This is a genomic window from Microbacterium sp. Root1433D1, from assembly GCF_001426835.1.
Lineage (GTDB): Bacteria > Actinomycetota > Actinomycetes > Actinomycetales > Microbacteriaceae > Microbacterium > Microbacterium maritypicum.
Genome location: NZ_LMFN01000001.1, coordinates 924,206 through 943,060, shown reverse-complemented (window position 1 = coordinate 943,060; position 18,855 = coordinate 924,206). Strand labels below are relative to the sequence as shown.

The window sequence follows — 18,855 nt, the reverse complement described above, 5'->3', positions numbered from 1 at the left end:
GCCCATGAGTACCCCCATTCGTCTGGGCACCCGCCGCAGCGCGCTCGCGCAGGCGCAGTCGGGTCACGTCGCCGCAGCCCTCGAGAAGCTCTCGGGGCGCCGCGTCGAGCTCGTCCCGATCACCAGCGAGGGCGACACGAATCGTGCCTCGCTCTCCGAGATCGGCGGTCAGGGCATCTTCGCCACGCGTCTTCGCGAGGCTCTGTTCGCGGGCGAGTGCGACTTCCTCGTGCACTCCCTGAAGGATCTGCCGACGGCCGTCCCCGAGGGCCTCGTGATCGCGGCGACGCCGAAGCGCGAGGATCCGCGCGATGTGGTCCTCACCCGCGACGGCACCCCGCTGCACGAGCTGCGCTCCGGGAGCACGGTGGGCACAGGGTCGCCGCGTCGCATCGCGCAGGTGCATCGACGCGCGCCGAAGGCCGAGGTCGTCGACATCCGCGGGAACGTCGACTCCCGTCTCGCCCGGGTCACATCGGGTGAGCTGGACGCGGTCATCCTCGCGGCGGCAGGTCTCTCCAGGCTCGGCGCGGAGACGCCGCTACGGCGCGAGGAGCTCGGTCTCGCCGAATGGCCGACCGCGCCAGGGCAGGGCTCGCTCGCCGTCGAGACCCGCGCGGATGCGCCGGAGGAGCTGCTCGCGGCCCTTGCCGGTCTCGACGACACCGACACTCGTCTGGCCATCACGGTGGAACGCGCGATCCTGCAGGGATTGGACGCAGGATGCCAGGCGCCGATGGCCGCGCATGCGGTGGTCGAAGGCTCCTCGATCCGGGTCAGGACGGTCGTCTACGCCGCCGACGGAGGGCGCCGGATCGGGCTCGACGTCACGGAAGACCTGAACGGGGAGTATATTCGTCGGAACGGCAGTGGCAATGGAGCGGATGCTGCCGATGGTGCAGACCCGATGCACGCAGCGCGCGAGCTCGGGTTCACTGTTGCCCGTCGGCTGCTCGATCAAGGGGCGGCCGGCCTCGTATCCCGAGAGCAATCCTCATGACCACTTCCGAAATCAAGCAGGACCGACCGTTGGACGGCTGGCGCATCCTCGTGCCCCGTGGCGGGCCGTGGGGCGACAGCGTCGCCGCGAGCCTGCGGGCTCTGGGCGCCGTGCCGGTCGTCGCACCATTGATCAACTTCGCCCCGACGACGGATCAGGCGACGCTCGACACCGCGCTGGCGCAGTTGGCCGCGGGCGAGTTCGACTGGCTGACGGTCACGAGCGCCACCACCGTCGACGTGCTCTTCGCCCACCGGGCGGCGGTGCCGCGGGAGACCAAGATCGCCGCCGTGGGCGAGACGACCGCGGCGGCGCTGCAGGCGGTCGGCTACGAGGTCACACTGGTCCCCGAGCAGGACAACTCGGCAGAGGGCATGGCGCAGCAGCTCATAGCCCTCGAGAAGGAGCCGCGTCGCATCCTCGCCCTTCGCAGCGAGATCGCGAAGCCCGTGCTCAGCAGACTGCTCTCCGAGGCGGGTCATGACGTACATGGCGTCGTCGCCTATCGCACGGTCGGTGTGCCGGTCACGGAACGGATCCGCCGCGACGTCGAGAACGGCCGGATCAACGCGATCCTCATCACCAGCGGCTCGGTCGCCGAGCAGGTGCGCGAGCAGTTCCCGGAGATCCCCGATGACACGCTGCTCGCGGCGATCGGACCACGCACGGCGAATGACGCCCAGCGTGCCGGTCTGCCGGTGTCGGTCGTCGCCGACCGTCAGACCATCGACGCCCTGATCGATGCGGTCTCGCACTTCACGCTTCCGCACGCGGCCGACGAGTTCGCGCCGTGAGCTTTCCCGATGTCCGGCTGAGGCGAGTGCGTCAGTCTCGTGCGGTGCGTGATCTCGTGCGCGAGACCTCGCTGCAGCCGCGGCAGCTCGTGCTGCCCCTCTTCGTGCGCGAAGGCATCGCCGAACCCGTGCAGATCGGGTCGATGCCCGGTGTCGCTCAGCACTCGCTCGACTCGCTGCGCGCAGCCGCGGTCGAGGCCGCGGAGGCGGGGGTCGGCGGCGTGATGCTGTTCGGCGTGCCCGCGGTGCGCGATGCCGTCGGCTCCGGCGCCGATGATCCGCGAGGCATCCTGAACGTCGCGACGGAAGCGCTGGCCTCCGAGGTCGGCGACGCGCTCGTCGTGCAGACCGATCTGTGCCTGGACGAGTTCACCGATCATGGTCACTGCGGCGTGCTCGCCGCCGACGGGTCCGTCGACAACGACGCGACGCTCGAGCGGTACACCTCGATGGCGCTGGCGCAGGCCCGTGCCGGCTCTCAGCTGCTGGGGCTGTCCGGGATGATGGACGGCCAGGTCACGGTGATCCGCAGGGCGCTCGACGCCGAGGGTTTCACCGACACGCTTCTGCTCGCCTACGCCGCGAAGTACGCGAGCGCCTTCTACGGACCCTTCCGCGAGGCTGTCGACTCTCAGCTGAAGGGCGACCGTCGCACGTACCAACTCGATCCGGGCAACCGGCGCGAGGGCGTGCGCGAGGCTGTCGTCGATGAGGCCGAGGGCGCCGACATCGTCATGGTGAAACCGGCCATGGCCTTCCTCGACGTGCTGCGCGAGGTTCGCGACACGGTGAGTATTCCCGTGTGGGCATATCAGGTGTCCGGCGAGTACGCGATGATCGAAGCCGCCGGCGCGAACGGCTGGATCGACCGTCGTGCGGCCATCCTCGAATCCCTTCTCTCCATCCGCCGCGCCGGTGCGGATGCGGTGCTCACCTACTGGGCCACCGAAGCGGCCGGCTGGCTGCGCGACTGACTTCTCCGAGGAGCTCTCCTTCATGACCGACCGCAATGACGACCTGTTCTCCGCTGCCCGCGCGGTGATCCCCGGTGGGGTCAACTCGCCGGTGCGCGCCTACGGTTCGGTCGGCGGGACGCCGCGGTTCCTCGCCTCCGCGAAGGGGGCGCGGGTCACTGACGCGGCTGGTCGTGAGTACGTCGACCTCGTCGCTTCGTGGGGTCCTGCCCTGCTCGGTCACGCGCACCCCGAGATCGTCGCGGCGGTGCAGGAGGCGGCGTCCCGCGGCCTGTCCTTCGGCGCGCCGACCGAGGGCGAGGTCGAGCTCGCCACGCTGATCGCCGACCGCGTGCGGTTCGGCGAGGTCCGTCCTGTCGAGCGCGTGCGTCTGGTCTCCACCGGAACCGAGGCGACCATGACGGCGATCCGCCTCGCGCGGGGCGCCACCGGTCGCGACCTGCTCGTGAAGTTCGCCGGGCACTACCACGGTCACTCCGACGGTCTTCTCGCCGAAGCGGGTTCGGGTGTCGCCACGCTCGCCCTTCCCGGTTCTGCCGGGGTTCCGGCGCCGATCGCGGCCCAGACTCTCGTGATCGGCTACAACGACCCGGATGCGCTGGCTGCGGTGTTCGCCGAGCATGGTCCGCGCATCGCCGCCGTCATCGTCGAGGCATCGGCGGCGAACATGGGCGTCGTCGCGCCGATGCCCGGGTTCAACCGGCTGATCGCCGAGACCGCCCACGCGCACGGTGCCCTGATGATCATCGACGAGGTGCTCACCGGATTCCGCGTGCACCCGGCAGGGTTCTGGGGTCTGCAGGCCGCAGCGGGCGAGGACTATCTGCCCGACATCTTCACCTTTGGCAAGGTCGTCGGCGGGGGGGTGCCGTTGGCGGCGCTGGGTGGACGAGCCGAGATCATGGACCTGCTGGCTCCGCTCGGACCGGTGTACCAGGCAGGGACGCTGTCCGGGAACCCGCTCTCGGTCGCTGCGGGGCTCGCGACGCTGCGGCTCGCGACGCCCGAGGTCTACGCGACCGTCGACGCGGCGGCCGCACGGGTGTCCGCTGCTCTCGATGCCGCTCTCACATCGGCGGGTGTGACGCACGCGGTCGCCACCGCCGGCAACCTGTTCAACGCGTCTTTCCGGGCATCGGCGCCGAGGGACTATGCCGAGGCTCAGGCGCAGGAGTCGTACCGCTATGCGCCGTTCTTCCACTCGCTGCGTGAGCAGGGCGTGGCTCTTCCGCCGAGCGTGTTCGAGGCCTGGTTCCTCACCGCAGCGCACGGCGAGGAAGAGCTGCAGCAGATCGAGGCCGCCCTCCCCGCTGCTGCGGCTGCCGCGGCAGCTGCACGCCCGTAACGCGACTCCGGTCAGAAGGACATCGGTCGGCGCGGCGCGCTGATCGGTGGCATTCGCGCACCCGGCAGTGAATCGAGTATGGTACATATGTTCGAGTCACGGGGAGGGAATCATGATGACTGGTGCTGATCGACAAGGGATCGTTGCGTTCCTGTGAACAACTTCCAGACAACTGGCAGGACGGCGCTGGCAGACTGGGTGACATGGTGACGTTGTTGCTGGACCAGACGCAACTCGAGGTCGTTCTCTCGCCGATCGAACGTGCCGCCACCTTCCACCGCGACAACCTCCGGATCGCGCGCGACACCATCACCAAGGTGCAGCTGACAGAAGATGCCTGGACCTGGCTGCGTGGAGTCCCCAACCCCGGGACGCACATCCCCGGTGTGCTCGCTGCGGGCAGCTGGAAGGCCGCGGGCAGCCTCGACTTCGTGCTGATCCGCCGGCGTCGCCCGAGTGTCGTGATCGACCTCGAGGGCGATGAGCAGTACCGACGGCTGATCCTCACCACGAGTCACGGGCTCGCGCTCACGCAGGCACTGCGCCTCGACGTGACCGACGAACCGGCGAACGTCGAAGAGATCGTGGCGACCGCACCGGTGCCCGTCTCGAAGGGCCGCCGTCGGCCCGTCATCCGGCCCCGGCCCGCCTGACCTGCAGCTCCGGAGCTCACGCCGGGTGCGGCGACCTCCTCTGAACGAAGAACGCCCTCCAGACCTGCGGGTCCGGAGGGCGTTCCATGTCAGCTGAAGCTCAGTTGTGGTGGTGCTCGTCGCCGTCGTGGTTGTCGTTGTCGGCATGGTTCTGATCGCCATCGGCAGGGCCGGATTCCTCGGTGCCGGACTCCGGGTGCTCTGACGTGTCGTCACCGGCCTCGTCCGTCTCGGAGTGACCCGAGGACTCCGCGAGCGGCACGGTGTCGATGACGCCGGTGGATGCGACGGTCCAGTGCGCGCCCTCTAAGGGGGTGTCGTCGCTGGCCGCCGTCTCGCTCTCCGCGCTCAGCGGGTAGTCCTTGGGCTCGTCCTCGTAGTACGCACGCGCCGCCGCAGCGAGCATCGAGCTCACCGCCGCAGAGCGGGGGTCTTCGTCGTCGACGTCGACAGGGGAGGAGTCGGAGCCGGCGTCGGACGCGGGGGCCTCGTCATCCTCGGATGCGTCGTGGAGATCGGCGAAGATCTCGACACCGCTGTGGTCCTCGTCGCCGTGCACCTCCTCGGAGCCGGGGGCGTCGACCGATACGGCGGTAACGCCGTCGGCGTCCTCGGCAGAGGCGTCGTTCACCGCGGTCGGTGCTGCAGCACCGAACAGGATCTCATCGAACGACCGTTCCGGGGCCTCCTCGAAGGAGACTGCGTCGTCCTGAACGTCGTGACCCGGCTCGCCGTCGGTCTGCTCGCCGTCGGTCTGCTCGCCGTCGGTCTGCTGGTCGTCAGTCTCCAGTCCGTCGACCACCGCGGCGTCCGCGGATGCGTCGCCTTCAGCAGCATCGCCCGCCTCTTCGGTCGCCGCGTCCACGTCCACGTCGGCGGCAGGAGCGTCAGGCTCATCCGCGACCTGCTCGGTGTCGACCTGCTCGGTGTCGACCTGCTCGGTGTCGACCTGCTCGGTGTCGTCGTGCCCGGTGTCGTCGTGCCCGGTGTTTTCCTGTTCCGTGCGGTCGTGGTCCGTATCGACGGATGCGGCGAGGTCGTCGGCCACGGCTGCGCCCGCGGGAGCAGCGGCGGCCTCGGCCGCCCACGCGGCAGCTGCGGCGACAGGGATGGCGACAACCGAATCGGCGGGAGCCGGTGCGGAAGCGTCTGCCGCTTCTTCGGAAGCACTCTCGTCGGCAGCGGCCTCTTCGGAGGTCGCCTCCGAGGGTGCCGGCGCGGCGAGCTGCGGCGGGGTCGTCGCAGTGTTCGGTGCGAAACGGCCCCCGCGCATCAGATCGATGAAGACGTCTTCGAGCGTCGGTCCGCGCTGCACCAGGGTGCTCAGCGCGATGCCCGCTTCGGCGGCGACGGCGCCGACCGTGCCGGCATCCCCGCCACGCACCGTCAAGCCCGAACGCAGCACCTCGATGTCGAATCCGGCCGCCATGAGCGAAGCCGTCAGCGCGGCGCGATCAGCGGCGTCGACGATGACGGAGCCGCCCTTGGGGTCGGCGAGAGTCTCGATGCCGCTGGCAAGTACGAGCGTGCCCTTCGAGAGCACGAGCACGTTGTCGGCGACCTGCTCGACCTCGCTGAGGACGTGCGACGACACGAGCACGGTGCGTCCCTCATCGGCGAGACGTCGCATCAGCAGGCGCATCCAGCGGATGCCCTCGGGGTCGAGCCCGTTGGCCGGCTCGTCGAAGACGAGGGCGCCGGGGTCGCCGAGGAGCGCGTGGGCGACGCTGAGCCGCTGACGCATGCCGAGGGAGAAGCCGCCGATGCGGGAGTCGCCCTCGCCCTCGAGGCCGACCAGCGAGAGCACCTCGCCGACGCGCGACAGGGGGATGCCGTTCGCCTTGGCGGCGATGGTCAGCTGGCGTTCGGCGGTGCGGCGAGGACGGTAGACCGTCTCCTCGAGCACCGCGCCGATCGTACGCAACGGCTGGCGGAGCTCGGCGTAGGTGGCGCCGCCGATGGTCGCCGTGCCGGATGTGGCGCGCACCTGACCGAGCAGGATGCGCAGCGTCGTGGTCTTGCCGGCTCCGTTCGGGCCGAGGAAGGCGGTGACGGCACCGGGCTCGACGCGCGCGGAGAAGTCCGAGACGGCGGTCACCTCATTGAAGCGCTTCGTCACGTGCGTGAACTCGAGCACCTGTCCTTCAGGCATCCGTGACCTCTCGTCGCATTTTGAACAGTTCCTCCCTATCCTGCCGGAAAAGCCTGTCGGATCCCGCATTTCGCGCGGAATACCGCCGTTTGCCGAAAGGGGTAGCCTGGCGAGCGTGACCGATTCTCACGCTGCATCCCGTGTCCTCGTCCGCACCGAAGGGGCGCTCGGGCGGCTCACGCTCAATCGCCCCGAGGCGATCAACGCCCTCGACGTCGAGATGATCCAGGCCCTCACCGCGGCGTTGAACGCCTGGCGCGACGACACTGACGTGCAGATCGTGCTGCTGGACGGGGCAGGCGGGCGTGGCATGTGCGCCGGCGGCGACGTGCGCGCACTGCACGCGCAGATCGTGGCAGGGCAGGCCGAGCAGACCGCCGAGTTCTTCCGCGCCGAGTATGCGTTGAACGCCATGATCGCCGAGTACCCCAAGCCGGTGGTGGCTCTCGCCGACGGCATCACGATGGGCGGCGGGATCGGGCTCGCCGGTCACGCCGCGATCCGCATCGTCACGGAGCGCTCCCAGCTCGCGATGCCCGAGACGCGGATCGGATTCACGCCGGATGTCGGCGGCACCTGGCTGCTCGGCCGTGCGCCCGGACGGCTCGGCGAGTACTTCGGCCTCACCGGGGCAGTGATGAATGGAGCGGATGCCGTCTATCTCGGGTTCGCCGATCACTACGTGCCGTCGGAGCGCCTCGAGGCGCTGAGCGAGGCTCTCGCGTTCCGCGCCGACCCGACGAGCCCCAGCGAGATCGTGCTGCTGTTCGACGAGACGCCCGAGCCCTCGCAGCTGCCCGCGTCGAGGGAGTGGATCGACGAGGCCTTCTCCGCTCCCACCGTGGGCGAGATCATCGAACGCCTGCAGGCACAGGGCACGACGGATGCCGCCGCAACCGCGGATCTCCTCGAGGGTCTCGCGCCGACCGGCCTCACGGTCACGCTCGATGCCGTGCGCGAGGCGCGCGACCTGCCGGGGCTTCGCGCGGCACTGGAGGGCGAGTACCGCCGCGTGATGTGGTTCGTGAACGAGCACCCCGACCTCGTCGAGGGCATCCGCGCGCAGATCGTCGACAAGGATCGCAACCCGAAGTGGGACCCGGCGACCCTGGCCGAGCTCGCTCCGGACGCCGGTGCCCCTGCGCGCGCGTACGTTCCGCAGCCCGCCCTGTTCTGAGCCCGGGTTGTTCTGAGCCCGGGTTGTTCTGAGCGAGGGCGTGTTCACCTGTCGGGAGGATGCACGGTTGTCGGGTTGAACCGGCGGTTTCGGCACGCTGGACGCCGGAACTCCCGACGGACGAACTCCGGTGAGCTCGAGGCCTACTCGGAGGCCGCGGGGGCAGGGTCGGGGATCGACCGCGACTGCCAGATCGCACGGAGCACATCGACGACGTCATCCGGGTCGGACCCGCTGGCATCGGCCTCGTCGACCAGATCGCGGATGCGACGGATCACCGAGGCAGGAAGAACCCCCGCCGTCTCGGCGACCCTCGTACCCGCAGCCGTGCGCGAGACGACCAGCCCCTCGCCCTCGAGCATCTTGTACGCGCGCGCCGCGGTTCCGGGGGCGACGCCCAGGTCGCTCGCCGTCTGTCGGACAGTCGGCAACCGCTCCCCGGTGCCCAGCTGACCCGACACGATGAGGCCGCGCAGCTGCCGGTAGATGTCGAGTGCCGGATTCGCATCGTCTGCCGGGGAGAGTCGGGGGGTCGCGCTCATCGCACGGCCTCCCGATCGGCGGAGGTCTCGGCGTCGTCGGTCCGCTCGAAGTCGTAGCCCGGCGGGCACAGCTGCGCGGTCACGAGGAGCAGCAGCACGAAGGCCGCGATCTCGAGCGCAGGCGCCAGCCATCCGCCGACGGCCGCGATCTCGCCGTATCGCCAGGCGGCGTCGTAGGAGTCGCTGCGACCGTCGCCCTCGATGGTGAGTCCGCCGATCGAGCCGGCCTCGGCGATGAACCGCCATGCCCCCGCGAGGGCGAGGAGCGCGCTCGAAATCGCGAGCCGTGTGATCCCCGTCGCGATGTCGCGGCGCTCGCGCTGCTCGGTGAGGACGCTCTCCGGGCGTAGGAAGGGTCGAGCCGCGTTGGCGTGCAGCGCGGCGACGCTCACGGCGACGAGGGCGGCCGTGCAGATCAGGACGGGGACGCCGTAGGCCCAGCCGTAGAACCAGGGGCGGATCGGATCGATCGTCTCGTTGGGCACGTCGATCTCGAGGAACACGTACGGACCGCCGTCGATGTTCGAGGAGGCGAGCCCGGCGAGCACGGTGGTGGCGGTGAGTGCGAGCAGCGCGACGGCGGCGCCGGCCGAGCCGATGCGCGAACTGAAGCTCAGCCAGGTGCGACGCGGGGACACGACGGGCCGCTCGGCCGGCCTGCTGCCCCTCGTGACGATCAGGGTCAGCAGGACGGCGATGCCCACCCCTGCCGTGAACACCGGAGTCGCGTATCGCCACCAGGAGACCACGTTGTAGAGGTTCAGGGCGTAGCGGGTGATCAGGTTCTCGGCGACGAAGATCACGATCACCGAGATCGCGACGAGACCGAGGACGCGGTGCTCTGGCGCGTAGCGCGCGAAGACCCCGCCGGATGAGGCCGGGGTGAGGCGCGCGCGGCTCTCGCTCCGTGCGCGCCAGCGCGGCGAGACGGTGACCGCGATCGCGATGATCGCCGCGACGATCAGCGACACCCACGGCATCGAGAGGAGAGCGCCGAACAGCTGCCAGGGGTCGAACAGCCACGGGCCGGGTTCGATCCGCTGGCCGGCGTCGATCGGGGATGCGGTGGTCGTGAGCATGGGAGTCCGTCCTCTTTGTGTCATATGTCTATCACAAGTTGTATCAGTGAGTAAATACAAATGAGGGGAGGATGCTCGTCACGCTCGTCGTTCGTCCGCGCGGAGAAACCGCTGATCGGAGCGGGAGGCGGTTCGCTGTGAGCGAAGGTCCACCGTGAGGGGGATACGAATGTCCGTGGATCGTGGCACTCTGTCTTGTGGCCGATTGTCGGTCGGCATCCGTCTGCCGAGAAATCCGCCGCTTCATCCTTCCTAGAAAGTCCGCCTGTGCTGGGAAAAATTCTCCTCCGCTATCTCTCCCGATACCGATGGCTGCTGCTCGCGGTGCTGGTCTTCCAGCTCGCCAGCGTGGCGGCGACCCTCTACCTCCCGCGCCTGAACGCCGACATCATCGACAAGGGCGTCGCCCGCGGTGACACGGCGTACATCTGGAGCACCGGTCTGTTCATGCTCGCGGTCTCGCTGGGGCAGATCATCGCCTCCGTCACCGCGACCTACTTCGCCGCGCGCGCCGCGATGGGCGCCGGCCGCGACATCCGTGCCGACGTGTTCGGCAAGGTCAGCGGCTTCTCCGAGCGCGAGGTCTCGCAGTTCGGCGCCGGCTCGCTCATCACCCGCAACACCAACGACGTGCAGCAGGTGCAGATGCTCGCGATGATGGGCGCCACCATGCTCGTCACGGCCCCGCTGCTCGCGATCGGCGGCATCATCTTCGCCGTGCAGACCAACGTCGGCCTGAGCTGGCTCATCGCCGTCTCGGTGCCGCTGCTGCTGATCCTGGCCGCCGTCGTCATCGGGCGCATGGTGCCGCTGTTCCGCAGCTACCAGGGCAAGCTCGACAACGTCAACCGCATCATGCGTGAGCAGCTCACGGGTGTCCGTGTTGTGCGCGCCTTCGTGCGCGAGCGCATCGAGGAGGAGCGCTTCCGCGGCGCCAACACCGACATCATGGTGGTCGGGCGCAAGGTCGGCTCGCTCTTCGTGCTGCTGTTCCCGCTGTTCATGCTCATCCTCAACGTCACCGTCGTCTCGGTCATCTGGTTCGGCGGCATCGAGGTCAACAACGGCACGGTGCAGGTGGGCACGCTGTTCGCCTTCATGCAGTACATCGGCCAGATCATGGGCGGCGTCATCATGGCCAGCTTCATGGCGATGATGATCCCGCGCGCCGCGGTCTCGGCCGAGCGCATCGGCGAGGTGCTCGACTCCGAGTCCACTCTGGTCCGCCCCGAGAACGGCGTCACGGAGTTCCCGGTCCCCGGTGCCGTCGCACTCGACGACGTCGAGTTCACCTACCCCGGAGCCGACTCCCCGGTGCTCACCGGCATCAGCTTCGCCGCGCAGCCGGGCGAGACGGTCGCGATCGTCGGATCCACCGGATCGGGCAAGACGACCCTCGTGTCGCTCATCCCGCGTCTGTTCGACGTCTCGGGGGGTGCCGTGCATGTCGGCGGCACCGATGTGCGCGAGGCCGACGTCGAGTCCCTCTGGGACAGTATCGGCCTGGTGCCGCAGCGTCCGTTCCTCTTCACCGGCACCGTCGCGTCGAACCTGCGCTACGGCCGCGAAGAGGCGACGGACGAAGAGCTCTGGCACGCACTCGACATCGCTCAGGGCCGCGACTTCGTCGAAGAGATGCCCGACGGCCTCGAGTCCCGCATCGCCCAGGGCGGCACGAACGTCTCCGGCGGTCAGCGTCAGCGACTCGCGATCGCCCGTGCGATCGTGCACCAGCCGCAGATCCTCGTCTTCGACGACTCGTTCTCGGCCCTCGACCTCACGACCGATGCCCGGCTCCGCCAGGCACTGTGGCGCGAGCTCCCGCACGTGACGAAGATCGTGGTCGCGCAGCGCATCTCCACGATCACGGATGCCGATCGCATCGTCGTCCTCGACGGCGGCACCATGGTCGGCGTCGGCACACATGAGGAGCTGCTCGAGACGAGCGACACCTACCGAGAGATCGTCGAGTCGCAGCTGGGGGTGGACGCATGAGCGCGCAGGACAACGACCAGGCCAAGGCCAAGCGCGGCCGCGGCAAGGCGGCGCCCGCCGTGGCCGAGGTCGAGCTGAGCGCCGAGGAGAAGTACGAGGCCGAGCTCGCCGAGCAGGCGCGTCAGAACTCCGGCGATTGGGACAGTGTCGCACCCGGCAAGGCCGACAACTTCGGCCCCAGCTTCGCGCGCATGATCGGGCTGCTGAAGCCGTCGGCCATCTGGTTCGTCTTCGTGTCGATCCTGGGCGCGATCGGCGTGGTCCTGACGGTCGCGGCGCCCAAGGTGCTCGCCGAGGCGACGAACCTCGTCTACAAGGGCTTCATCTCCATCCAGCTCGGACAGCCGACCGACGGGTTCCCCGGCTTCCCCGCCGGCACGTCGCAGGACGTCGTGGTCGAGGCCCTGCGAGCCGGCGGCCAAGACGACTTCGCGAACCAGGTCGGGGCGCTGGGTGACTTCACCGTCGGCCAGGGCGTCGACTTCGACGCGCTGCGGCTCGTCATCGCGGCGGTCCTCGGGATCTATGTGGCCGCGGCCTTCCTCACCTGGATCCAGGGCTACGTCATCAACGTGATCATGGTCCGCACCATGTGGCGACTGCGCGAGTCCGTCGAGGCGAAGATCAACCGCCTGCCGCTGGCCTACTTCGACAAGGTGCAGCGCGGCGAGCTGATCTCGCGCGTCACGAACGACATCGACAACATCACGCAGACGATGCAGCAGTCGCTCTCCGGTGCCCTCACCTCGGTGCTCACCGTGATCGGCGTGCTCGTCATGATGTTCTCGATCTCGTGGCAGCTCGCGCTCGTGGCCCTGGTCACGCTGCCGCTCATGGGAGTGATCTTCGGCATCATCGGACCGCGGTCGCAGAAGGCCTTCGGCATGCAGTGGCGCAAGGTCGGTCGACTGAACGCACGTGTCGAGGAGGCATTCTCGGGCCACGCGCTGGTGAAGGTCTTCGGACGCGAGAAGGATGCGCTTGACCGGTTCCAGGTCGAGAACGAAGAGCTGTTCCAGGCGAGCTTCAAGGCGCAGTTCCTCTCCGGCATCATCATGCCGGCCATGATGTTCGTCGGGAATCTCAGCTACGTGGGCATCGCGGTGCTCGGCGGTCTGATGGTCGCGAACGGTCAGCTCCGTCTCGGTGACGTGCAGGCGTTCATCCAGTACTCGCAGCAGTTCACGCAGCCGCTGTCCGAGCTGGGTGGCATGGCCGCGGTCGTGCAGTCCGGAACGGCATCGGCCGAGCGTGTCTTCGAGCTGCTGGACGCCGACGAGCAGGAGGCCGATGACGCCGACGCTCCCGATCTGGTGGAGGGCAAGGGCGTGATCGAGTTCGAGAATGTCGCGTTCTCCTACACGCCGGAGCGTCCGCTCATCCGCGACCTGTCGTTCCGGGTCGAGCCTGGGCAGACGGTCGCCATCGTGGGCCCGACCGGGGCGGGGAAGACGACGCTGGTCAACTTGATCATGCGCTTCTACGAGCTCAGCGGCGGGCGGATCATGCTCGACGGCCAGGACATCGCCGAGGTCACCCGCGACGAGCTGCGCTCACGCACCGGCATGGTGCTCCAGGATCCGTGGCTGTTCGCCGGCAGCATCCGCGAGAACATCCGCTACGGGCGCTCCACCGCGACCGATGACGAGGTTCTCGCCGCCGCCAGAGCGACCTACGTCGACCGCTTCGTGCACGCCCTCCCCGAGGGCTACGACACGGTGCTCGACGAGGATGCAGCGAACGTGTCGGCGGGTGAGCGCCAGCTCATCACCATCGCGCGAGCCTTCGTCGCGCAGCCGTCGATCCTCATCCTCGATGAGGCCACCTCGGCGGTCGACACCCGCACCGAGCTGCTGCTGCAGCACGCGATGGCCGCGCTCCGTGAAGGACGTACATCGTTCGTGATCGCGCACCGTCTGTCGACGATCCGCGACGCCGACCTCATCCTGGTGATGGAGCATGGCGACATCGTGGAGAAGGGCACGCACGACGAGCTGATCGCCGCGCAGGGCGCCTACTGGCGTCTGTACCAGTCGCAGTTCGAGCAGGCGGCGACCGACATCGACGCCGACGACGCTCTCACCGGGGCGACCCCGGTCGTCGTCACGGGTGAGGCGACCGACGCCGAGGGCGCCGCTGCGGAGGCCGCTGCCGCCGTGGCCGGAGCCTCGGTGGGTGCCCAGGTGCCGGCCGCGGAGACAGCGGCCGCGCAGGCTCTGCTGGAAGACGGAGCGGACGGCTCCGCCCGCCGCTCCTGATCTGCGGGCACAGCACAGGACGACGCCCCATTCCGCTCACGCGGGGTGGGGCGTCGTCCTGCCCCGGTCACGCGACCGGGAGGCGCACGACGCGACCGGGAGACGCGCGAGCGGAGAGGGCGGTCAGGAGCGGTCGGTCGTGATGCCGAGCAGTTCCAGCGGGTGGGTCAGACGCCACCACGGGCTCGGGCCCTCGACGTCTTCGGCCAGCACCAGAGGCGTCGTGATGGTGTTGAGGGGGCCAGCTGTGGTCAGCGTCCCCACCGCGTCGTCCTGCTCACGCTCGTCGCCGAGGGCGAAGTCCGCCGTGGCCGTGGCGGTCGCTGCGTTCCAGAGCACCACGTCGGCGTCGGATTCGGTGATGACGTCGACCTTCTCACCCCAGGGGGTCGTGACCTGACCGACGACCGTGTTCTTCGCGACGGCCGGGGCCTGAGCTTCCAGCGCGGCTTCCGCCTCGGTGAACAGGGAGCGGGTGAGGGCGAGTCGCTGGTCGTTGCCGGCCTGGTTCAGGGCCGCGGCGTAGAGGTGCACGGTCGTGTCGCCGATGACCACATCCTTCGCGGTGAGCAGGTTCCAGCCCACGAGCGTGCCTGTCTTGATGCCCACGACACCGGGGTCGTCGAGCATTCCGTTCGTGTTCACGACGGTGCCGGCACCCGGAAGATCGACCGACCTGGTCCCCACGATCTCTGCGAACACCGGGTTCTGCATGGCGCGCTCACCGAGGGCGATCAGGGCCTCGGGAGTGGCGACGTTGCGTTCGTCGAAGCCCGACGGCGTCACCACGGTGATGCCGGTGAGCCCGCGTTCTCGCAGCCAGACCTCTGCGGCACGGGCGAACTCGCGATCGGAACCCCAGATCTCGGTTGCCAGGCGGTCGATGTAGTTGTTCGCCGAGCCCATGAGCGTGCCCTGCAGCAGCTGATACTCCGTCAGAACGCCGCCGATCGGCACATCGAGGGCGGACTGGTCGCTGCGGCGGTAGTCCCAGTACTTCACGCTGTCGGCGCGGGTGAAGGAGAACTCGGGGCCCTGCTCGCCGAGCGCGAGCGGCATCCGGTCGAGCACCATCAGGCTGCTCACCACCTTGGTGATGCTCGCGATGCTCACCGCATCGGGGACCGATGCCGCGGTGCCCATGCCGGCGATCCCCACGGCGCCGGCGCCCTCGGTCGGCCAGGTGACCGTGGCAGCGGCGGCGGGCGTCGTCGCAAAATCGACCGACTGCACCGTGGGCGGCACCTCGTGCAACGGCCACAGCAGCGTGGTGCCCGCGTATACGGCGACGATGCCGACGAGCGTGGCCAGAGGCACCAGGATTCCGGGGCGGGCGATGGCCGGACGAAGACGCGCCCCCCGCAGCAGGCCGTCCGTCGGTTCGGCTTCCGACGTCTCGTCGAGAGTCGCGGCGTCGGTGCCGGCGGCGACCGTCGCGGTGTCCACCCAGGTCAGAGCTGTGGCGGTGGTGGTGTCATCCGCCCACCGGGGTGACGCGCCGTCCAGCAGGGCGAGGGCGTCGTCAGAGGTCTCTGCGGCGACGGGCTCGCGAGGAACGAAAGGCGGCTTGGTCAGGGCGGGGGTCGCCGGTTCCGGCGACACCACCGGCTCCGGCGGCACGACCGGCTCCGGCGGCACGACGGGATCCGGCGCGACCACCGGCTCCGCGGCGAGCGCGGGTGTCGACGTCTGCTCGGCCGTCAGCACCGAACCGGCTGCCGCAGCATCGACAGGTCCGGAGGGGGAGGCGTTCGCCGGGCCGTCGTCGCCGACGACGCCCGTCGCCTCGTCGGCGGGATCTGAAGCGGTCACTCGTTTACGGTACCCAATCCCGGGCGAGTTCCGCGGTGCGCGGCCTTGTCGCCGTGTGGGTGTCGCCGGCGGTAGGATCGTCAGCACAACCACGGGAGTCCGGCGAGCCGGGCTGAGAGGGAGCGAATCGCGCTTCGACCGTCGAACCTGATCTGGGTCATGCCAGCGCAGGGAGGAGTTCAGATGAGTACGTCCACGTCCACATCCGCGACCGCGAAGACGCAGGGGAAAACCCCGGGCCGGAGCTACCTGCGCTGGCGGATCGTCGACATCGTCGTCGCCAGCGTCCTCGGAGTCGCAGCCGGCCTGATCTTCCTGGCCTGGAACGTCGGGTACCTCGGGCCGAAGGCCCTGCTCGAGCCGCTGCTCCCCGGCATCCAGGGCCTCCTCGACGGCCCGTGGCTCTTCGCCGGCGTGCTCGGCGGACTCATCATCCGCAAGGCCGGGGCGGCGATCTACGTCGAGCTGCTCGCGGCGGTCGTCTCGGCGCTCATCGGCAACCAGTGGGGCGGGTTCCTCACCCTCGAGGCCGGACTCGTGCAGGGGCTCGGCGCCGAGCTGGTCTTCCTGCTCTTCTTCTACCGCCGCTGGTCGCTGCCCGTCGCGATCCTCGCGGGAGCCGGCGCCGCCCTTGCCGGTGGCATCAACAATCTCGTGCTCTGGTACGCCGGCTCCGGCCCCGCCTTCACCATCATCTACCTGATCAGCACGGTCATCTCGGGTGCCGTCATCGCGGGTGCCCTGTCCTGGGTGCTGGCGCGCGGCATCGCCGCGACCGGGGCTCTGGACCGGTTCGGCTCCGGGCGCGAGGCGCGCGTCCGCGTCTGATGTCGGCCGATCAGACGGCCCCCGCCGCCGTCGAGGCCCGCGGCTGGGGGTGGCGTCACGCGAGTCGCCTCGCCTGGGCGCTGCGCGACATCTCCTTCCGCATCGAGCCCGGTGAGCGTGTGCTCGTGCTCGGTGCGTCGGGTGCGGGCAAGTCGACCCTTCTGCACGGCCTCGCCGGCGTGCTCGGGGGTGAGGAAGAGGGCGAGAGCGAGGGCACGCTGATCGTCGACGGCGCTCCTGCCGTGGCCACCCGCGGACGTGCGGGGCTCGTGCTGCAGGACCCCGACTCCCAGGTGATCCTCGCGCGAGTGGGCGACGACGTGGCGTTCGGCTGCGAGAACCTCGGAGTGCCGCGAGCGCAGATCTGGCCGCGGGTGGAGGCGGCCCTGGATGCCGTCGGCCTCGATGTGCCGCTCGGGCATCCGACCAAGGCCCTGTCCGGTGGGCAGAAGCAGCGGCTGGCGCTCGCCGGGGTGCTGGCGATGGGGCCGGGTCTGGTGCTGCTCGATGAACCGACGGCGAATCTCGATCCCGCCGGGGTCATCGAGGTGCGCGATGCCGTGGAGCGGATGTTGCAGGCTCAGCCGTCGACGCTCATCGTCGTCGAGCACCGCCTCGAGGTCTGGTTGCCGCTCATCACGCGCGTGATCGTGATCGGGAGCGGCGGTGTGGTCGCCGACGGTGCACCGGCGGAAGTCCTCGGAGTCCGTGGTGCACAGCTGGCCGCGGATGGCGTCTGGGTGCCGGGGCATCCTCCCGCCGCGCCGCCGCCCCCGCTCTGGCCGCCAGGGGAGACCCTGCTCTCGGCGCGCGACCTGGCCGTCGCCCGCGTCAAGGGGCGTCCTGTCGCCACCGGTATCGACCTCGACGTGCACGCGGGGGAGGCGCTCGCGATCACCGGACCCAACGGGGCGGGCAAGTCGACGCTCGGTCTGACCCTCGCCGGGCTCCTTCCTCCGGCGAGTGGCGCGGTCGAGGCATCCGCGCTCCTCGCGAACGGTGCGGAGTCCGCGCCGATCCGCTGGAGCTCGCGGGATCTGCTGACCCGCATCGGCATGGTGTTCCAGGAGCCGGAGCATCAGCTGCTCGCGAAGACCGTGCGCGAGGAACTGGCCGTCGGGCCGCGGGCGCTCGGCATGACCGACGACGAGATCACCGCTCGCAGCGACGAGCTGCTCGCCCGTCTGCGCCTCGCCCACCTCGCCGCCGCCAACCCGTACACGCTCTCCGGCGGTGAGAAGCGCCGGCTCACGGTGGCTGCGGCTATCGCGACCAGACCGCGCGTGCTCGTGCTCGACGAGCCCACCTTCGGGCAGGACGCCCGCACCTGGGCCGAACTCGTCGCCATGCTCGCCGCGCTCCGAGACGAGGGTGCGGCCATCGTCACGATCACGCACGACCTCGAAGTCGTGCGCGCCCTGCACGCCGCACGGTTCGAGCTGGGGGGTGCGTCATGAGCCTTCTCGAGACACGGGCACGCACCGGAGCGCTCGCCACGGTCAACCCGGTGGCCAAACTCGGGGTGAGCGCGCTCATCGCGGTACCCCTGATCCTGACTCTCGATCCAGTCTCGGCCTCCGTCGCCCTCGCCCTGGAGTTCGTGCTGTTCCTGTTCGCCGGGATCGGCTGGCGCGAGTTCTGGGTGCGCACCTGGCCGGTGTGGCTCGCAGCGCCCCTCACCGGTCTCACGATCGCGCTCTACGGTCAGACCAGCGGCGTCGTCTACGTCGACTGGTTCGTGCTGCGCATCAGCGAGGGATCGCTCGCGCTGGCGCTCGCGACGATGCTGCGTGTGCTGGCGATCGCGCTGCCGTCGGTGGTGCTCTTCATCACCGTCGATCCGACCGACCTCGCCGACGGTCTCGGCCAGATCGTCCGTCTGCCCGCCCGATTCGTGCTCGGCGCACTCGCGGGCCTCCGGATGGTAGGCCTCTTCCTCGACGATTGGCGTGCGCTCGAGCTGGCGCGTCGGGCCAGGGGCGTGGCCGATCGCGGCCGCATCCGTCGCTTCCTGGGGATGGCCTTCGCCCTGCTCGTGCTCTCCATCCGCCGCGGCGCCAAACTGGCGACGGCCATGGAGGCGCGGGGCTTCGGGGCGCCGGGCCGGCGCACCTGGGCGCGCGAGTCACGCTTCGGGGCGGCCGAATGGCTGCTGCTCGCCGTGGGCGCGGCCATCTCCGGCATCGCGGTCGCTGCCGCCGTCGTCACCGGGGCGTGGAACTTCATCCTCGGTCCCTCGGCCTGAG

15 protein-coding genes and 1 riboswitch are annotated in these 18,855 nt (G+C 69.7%); of the genes, 11 read left to right on the top strand and 4 right to left on the bottom strand.

The genetic code is table 11. The annotated features are described in order from the left end of the window. Positions 1 to 4 precede the first annotated feature (4 nt). The 5 genes from hemC to ASD13_RS04535 all read left to right on the top strand — a co-directional run bounded on the left by hemC (position 5) and on the right by ASD13_RS04535 (position 4,766). Positions 5 to 1,000 (top strand): hydroxymethylbilane synthase, encoded by a 996-nt coding sequence (hemC, locus tag ASD13_RS04555; protein ID WP_055866189.1) that lies wholly within the window; start codon positions 5 to 7, stop codon positions 998 to 1,000. After that, positions 997 to 1,794, top strand: coding sequence for a uroporphyrinogen-III synthase (locus tag ASD13_RS04550; RefSeq protein ID WP_017829542.1), 798 nt, complete (start codon positions 997 to 999; stop codon positions 1,792 to 1,794). Before hemC ends, ASD13_RS04550 begins: the two co-directional genes overlap by 4 nt. Next, positions 1,791 to 2,768 (top strand): porphobilinogen synthase, encoded by a 978-nt coding sequence (gene hemB / locus ASD13_RS04545; RefSeq protein ID WP_055866187.1) that lies wholly within the window; start codon positions 1,791 to 1,793, stop codon positions 2,766 to 2,768. The genes ASD13_RS04550 and hemB overlap by 4 nt, the downstream gene beginning before the upstream one ends. Positions 2,769 to 2,790: 22 nt before the next feature. Next, positions 2,791 to 4,113: a glutamate-1-semialdehyde 2,1-aminomutase gene (gene hemL, locus ASD13_RS04540; RefSeq protein WP_055866185.1), complete on the top strand. Its 1,323-nt coding sequence runs from the start codon at positions 2,791 to 2,793 to the stop codon at positions 4,111 to 4,113. A gap of 203 nt (positions 4,114 to 4,316) precedes the next feature. Next, positions 4,317 to 4,766 (top strand): hypothetical protein, encoded by a 450-nt coding sequence (locus ASD13_RS04535; protein WP_017829539.1) that lies wholly within the window; start codon positions 4,317 to 4,319, stop codon positions 4,764 to 4,766. A gap of 100 nt (positions 4,767 to 4,866) precedes the next feature. On the opposite strand, the gene ASD13_RS17110 is transcribed toward ASD13_RS04535, so the two are convergent. Further along, positions 4,867 to 6,918, bottom strand: a complete 2,052-nt coding sequence (locus tag ASD13_RS17110; RefSeq protein WP_082531387.1) for an ATP-binding cassette domain-containing protein — start codon at positions 6,916 to 6,918, stop codon at positions 4,867 to 4,869. Between the two features lie 115 nt (positions 6,919 to 7,033). Between ASD13_RS17110 and ASD13_RS04525 the strand changes: the two genes are divergently transcribed. Next, complete coding sequence (locus ASD13_RS04525) at positions 7,034 to 8,095, top strand: enoyl-CoA hydratase/isomerase family protein (protein ID WP_055866180.1); 1,062 nt, start codon at positions 7,034 to 7,036, stop codon at positions 8,093 to 8,095. Positions 8,096 to 8,238: 143 nt separating this feature from the next. Here the strand turns inward: ASD13_RS04525 and ASD13_RS04520 are convergent, their stop codons facing one another. Then, positions 8,239 to 8,637 carry a GntR family transcriptional regulator gene (locus ASD13_RS04520; RefSeq protein ID WP_055866178.1) on the bottom strand — a complete coding sequence of 133 codons (399 nt, stop codon included), beginning with the start codon at positions 8,635 to 8,637 and terminating at the stop codon, positions 8,239 to 8,241. Further along, a complete protein-coding gene (locus ASD13_RS04515; protein WP_055866175.1) occupies positions 8,634 to 9,716 on the bottom strand; it encodes a hypothetical protein in 1,083 nt (360 codons plus the stop codon). Before ASD13_RS04515 ends, ASD13_RS04520 begins: the two co-directional genes overlap by 4 nt. Positions 9,717 to 9,983: 267 nt before the next feature. Here ASD13_RS04515 and ASD13_RS04510 point away from each other — a divergent pair, with 267 nt between their 5' ends. Both ASD13_RS04510 and ASD13_RS04505 read left to right on the top strand, forming a co-directional pair. Further along, complete coding sequence (locus ASD13_RS04510) at positions 9,984 to 11,711, top strand: ABC transporter ATP-binding protein (RefSeq protein WP_055866173.1); 1,728 nt, start codon at positions 9,984 to 9,986, stop codon at positions 11,709 to 11,711. After that, a complete protein-coding gene (locus ASD13_RS04505) occupies positions 11,708 to 13,969 on the top strand; it encodes an ABC transporter ATP-binding protein (protein WP_055866170.1) in 2,262 nt (753 codons plus the stop codon). Before ASD13_RS04510 ends, ASD13_RS04505 begins: the two co-directional genes overlap by 4 nt. A 123-nt stretch (positions 13,970 to 14,092) precedes the next feature. On the opposite strand, the gene ASD13_RS04500 is transcribed toward ASD13_RS04505, so the two are convergent. Beyond that, entirely contained in the window at positions 14,093 to 15,781 is a 1,689-nt protein-coding gene (locus ASD13_RS04500) for a D-alanyl-D-alanine carboxypeptidase family protein (protein WP_055866168.1), read from the bottom strand. Between the two features lie 81 nt (positions 15,782 to 15,862). Continuing rightward, a riboswitch (TPP riboswitch) is annotated at positions 15,863 to 15,974 on the top strand. Between ASD13_RS04500 and ASD13_RS04495 the strand changes: the two genes are divergently transcribed. The 3 genes from ASD13_RS04495 (at position 15,965) to ASD13_RS04485 (ending at position 18,854) form a co-directional block, all read left to right on the top strand. Next, complete coding sequence (locus tag ASD13_RS04495; RefSeq protein WP_055866166.1) at positions 15,965 to 16,609, top strand: ECF transporter S component; 645 nt, start codon at positions 15,965 to 15,967, stop codon at positions 16,607 to 16,609. Its footprint overlaps the riboswitch before it by 10 nt. Then, the gene (locus tag ASD13_RS04490; protein ID WP_200942450.1) at positions 16,609 to 18,066 is read left to right on the top strand and encodes an ABC transporter ATP-binding protein; all 1,458 of its coding nucleotides are present in this window, start codon (positions 16,609 to 16,611) and stop codon (positions 18,064 to 18,066) included. Before ASD13_RS04495 ends, ASD13_RS04490 begins: the two co-directional genes overlap by 1 nt. Next, positions 18,063 to 18,854 (top strand): energy-coupling factor transporter transmembrane component T family protein, encoded by a 792-nt coding sequence (locus ASD13_RS04485; RefSeq protein ID WP_055866164.1) that lies wholly within the window; start codon positions 18,063 to 18,065, stop codon positions 18,852 to 18,854. The genes ASD13_RS04490 and ASD13_RS04485 overlap by 4 nt, the downstream gene beginning before the upstream one ends. Position 18,855: the final 1 nt, after the last annotated feature.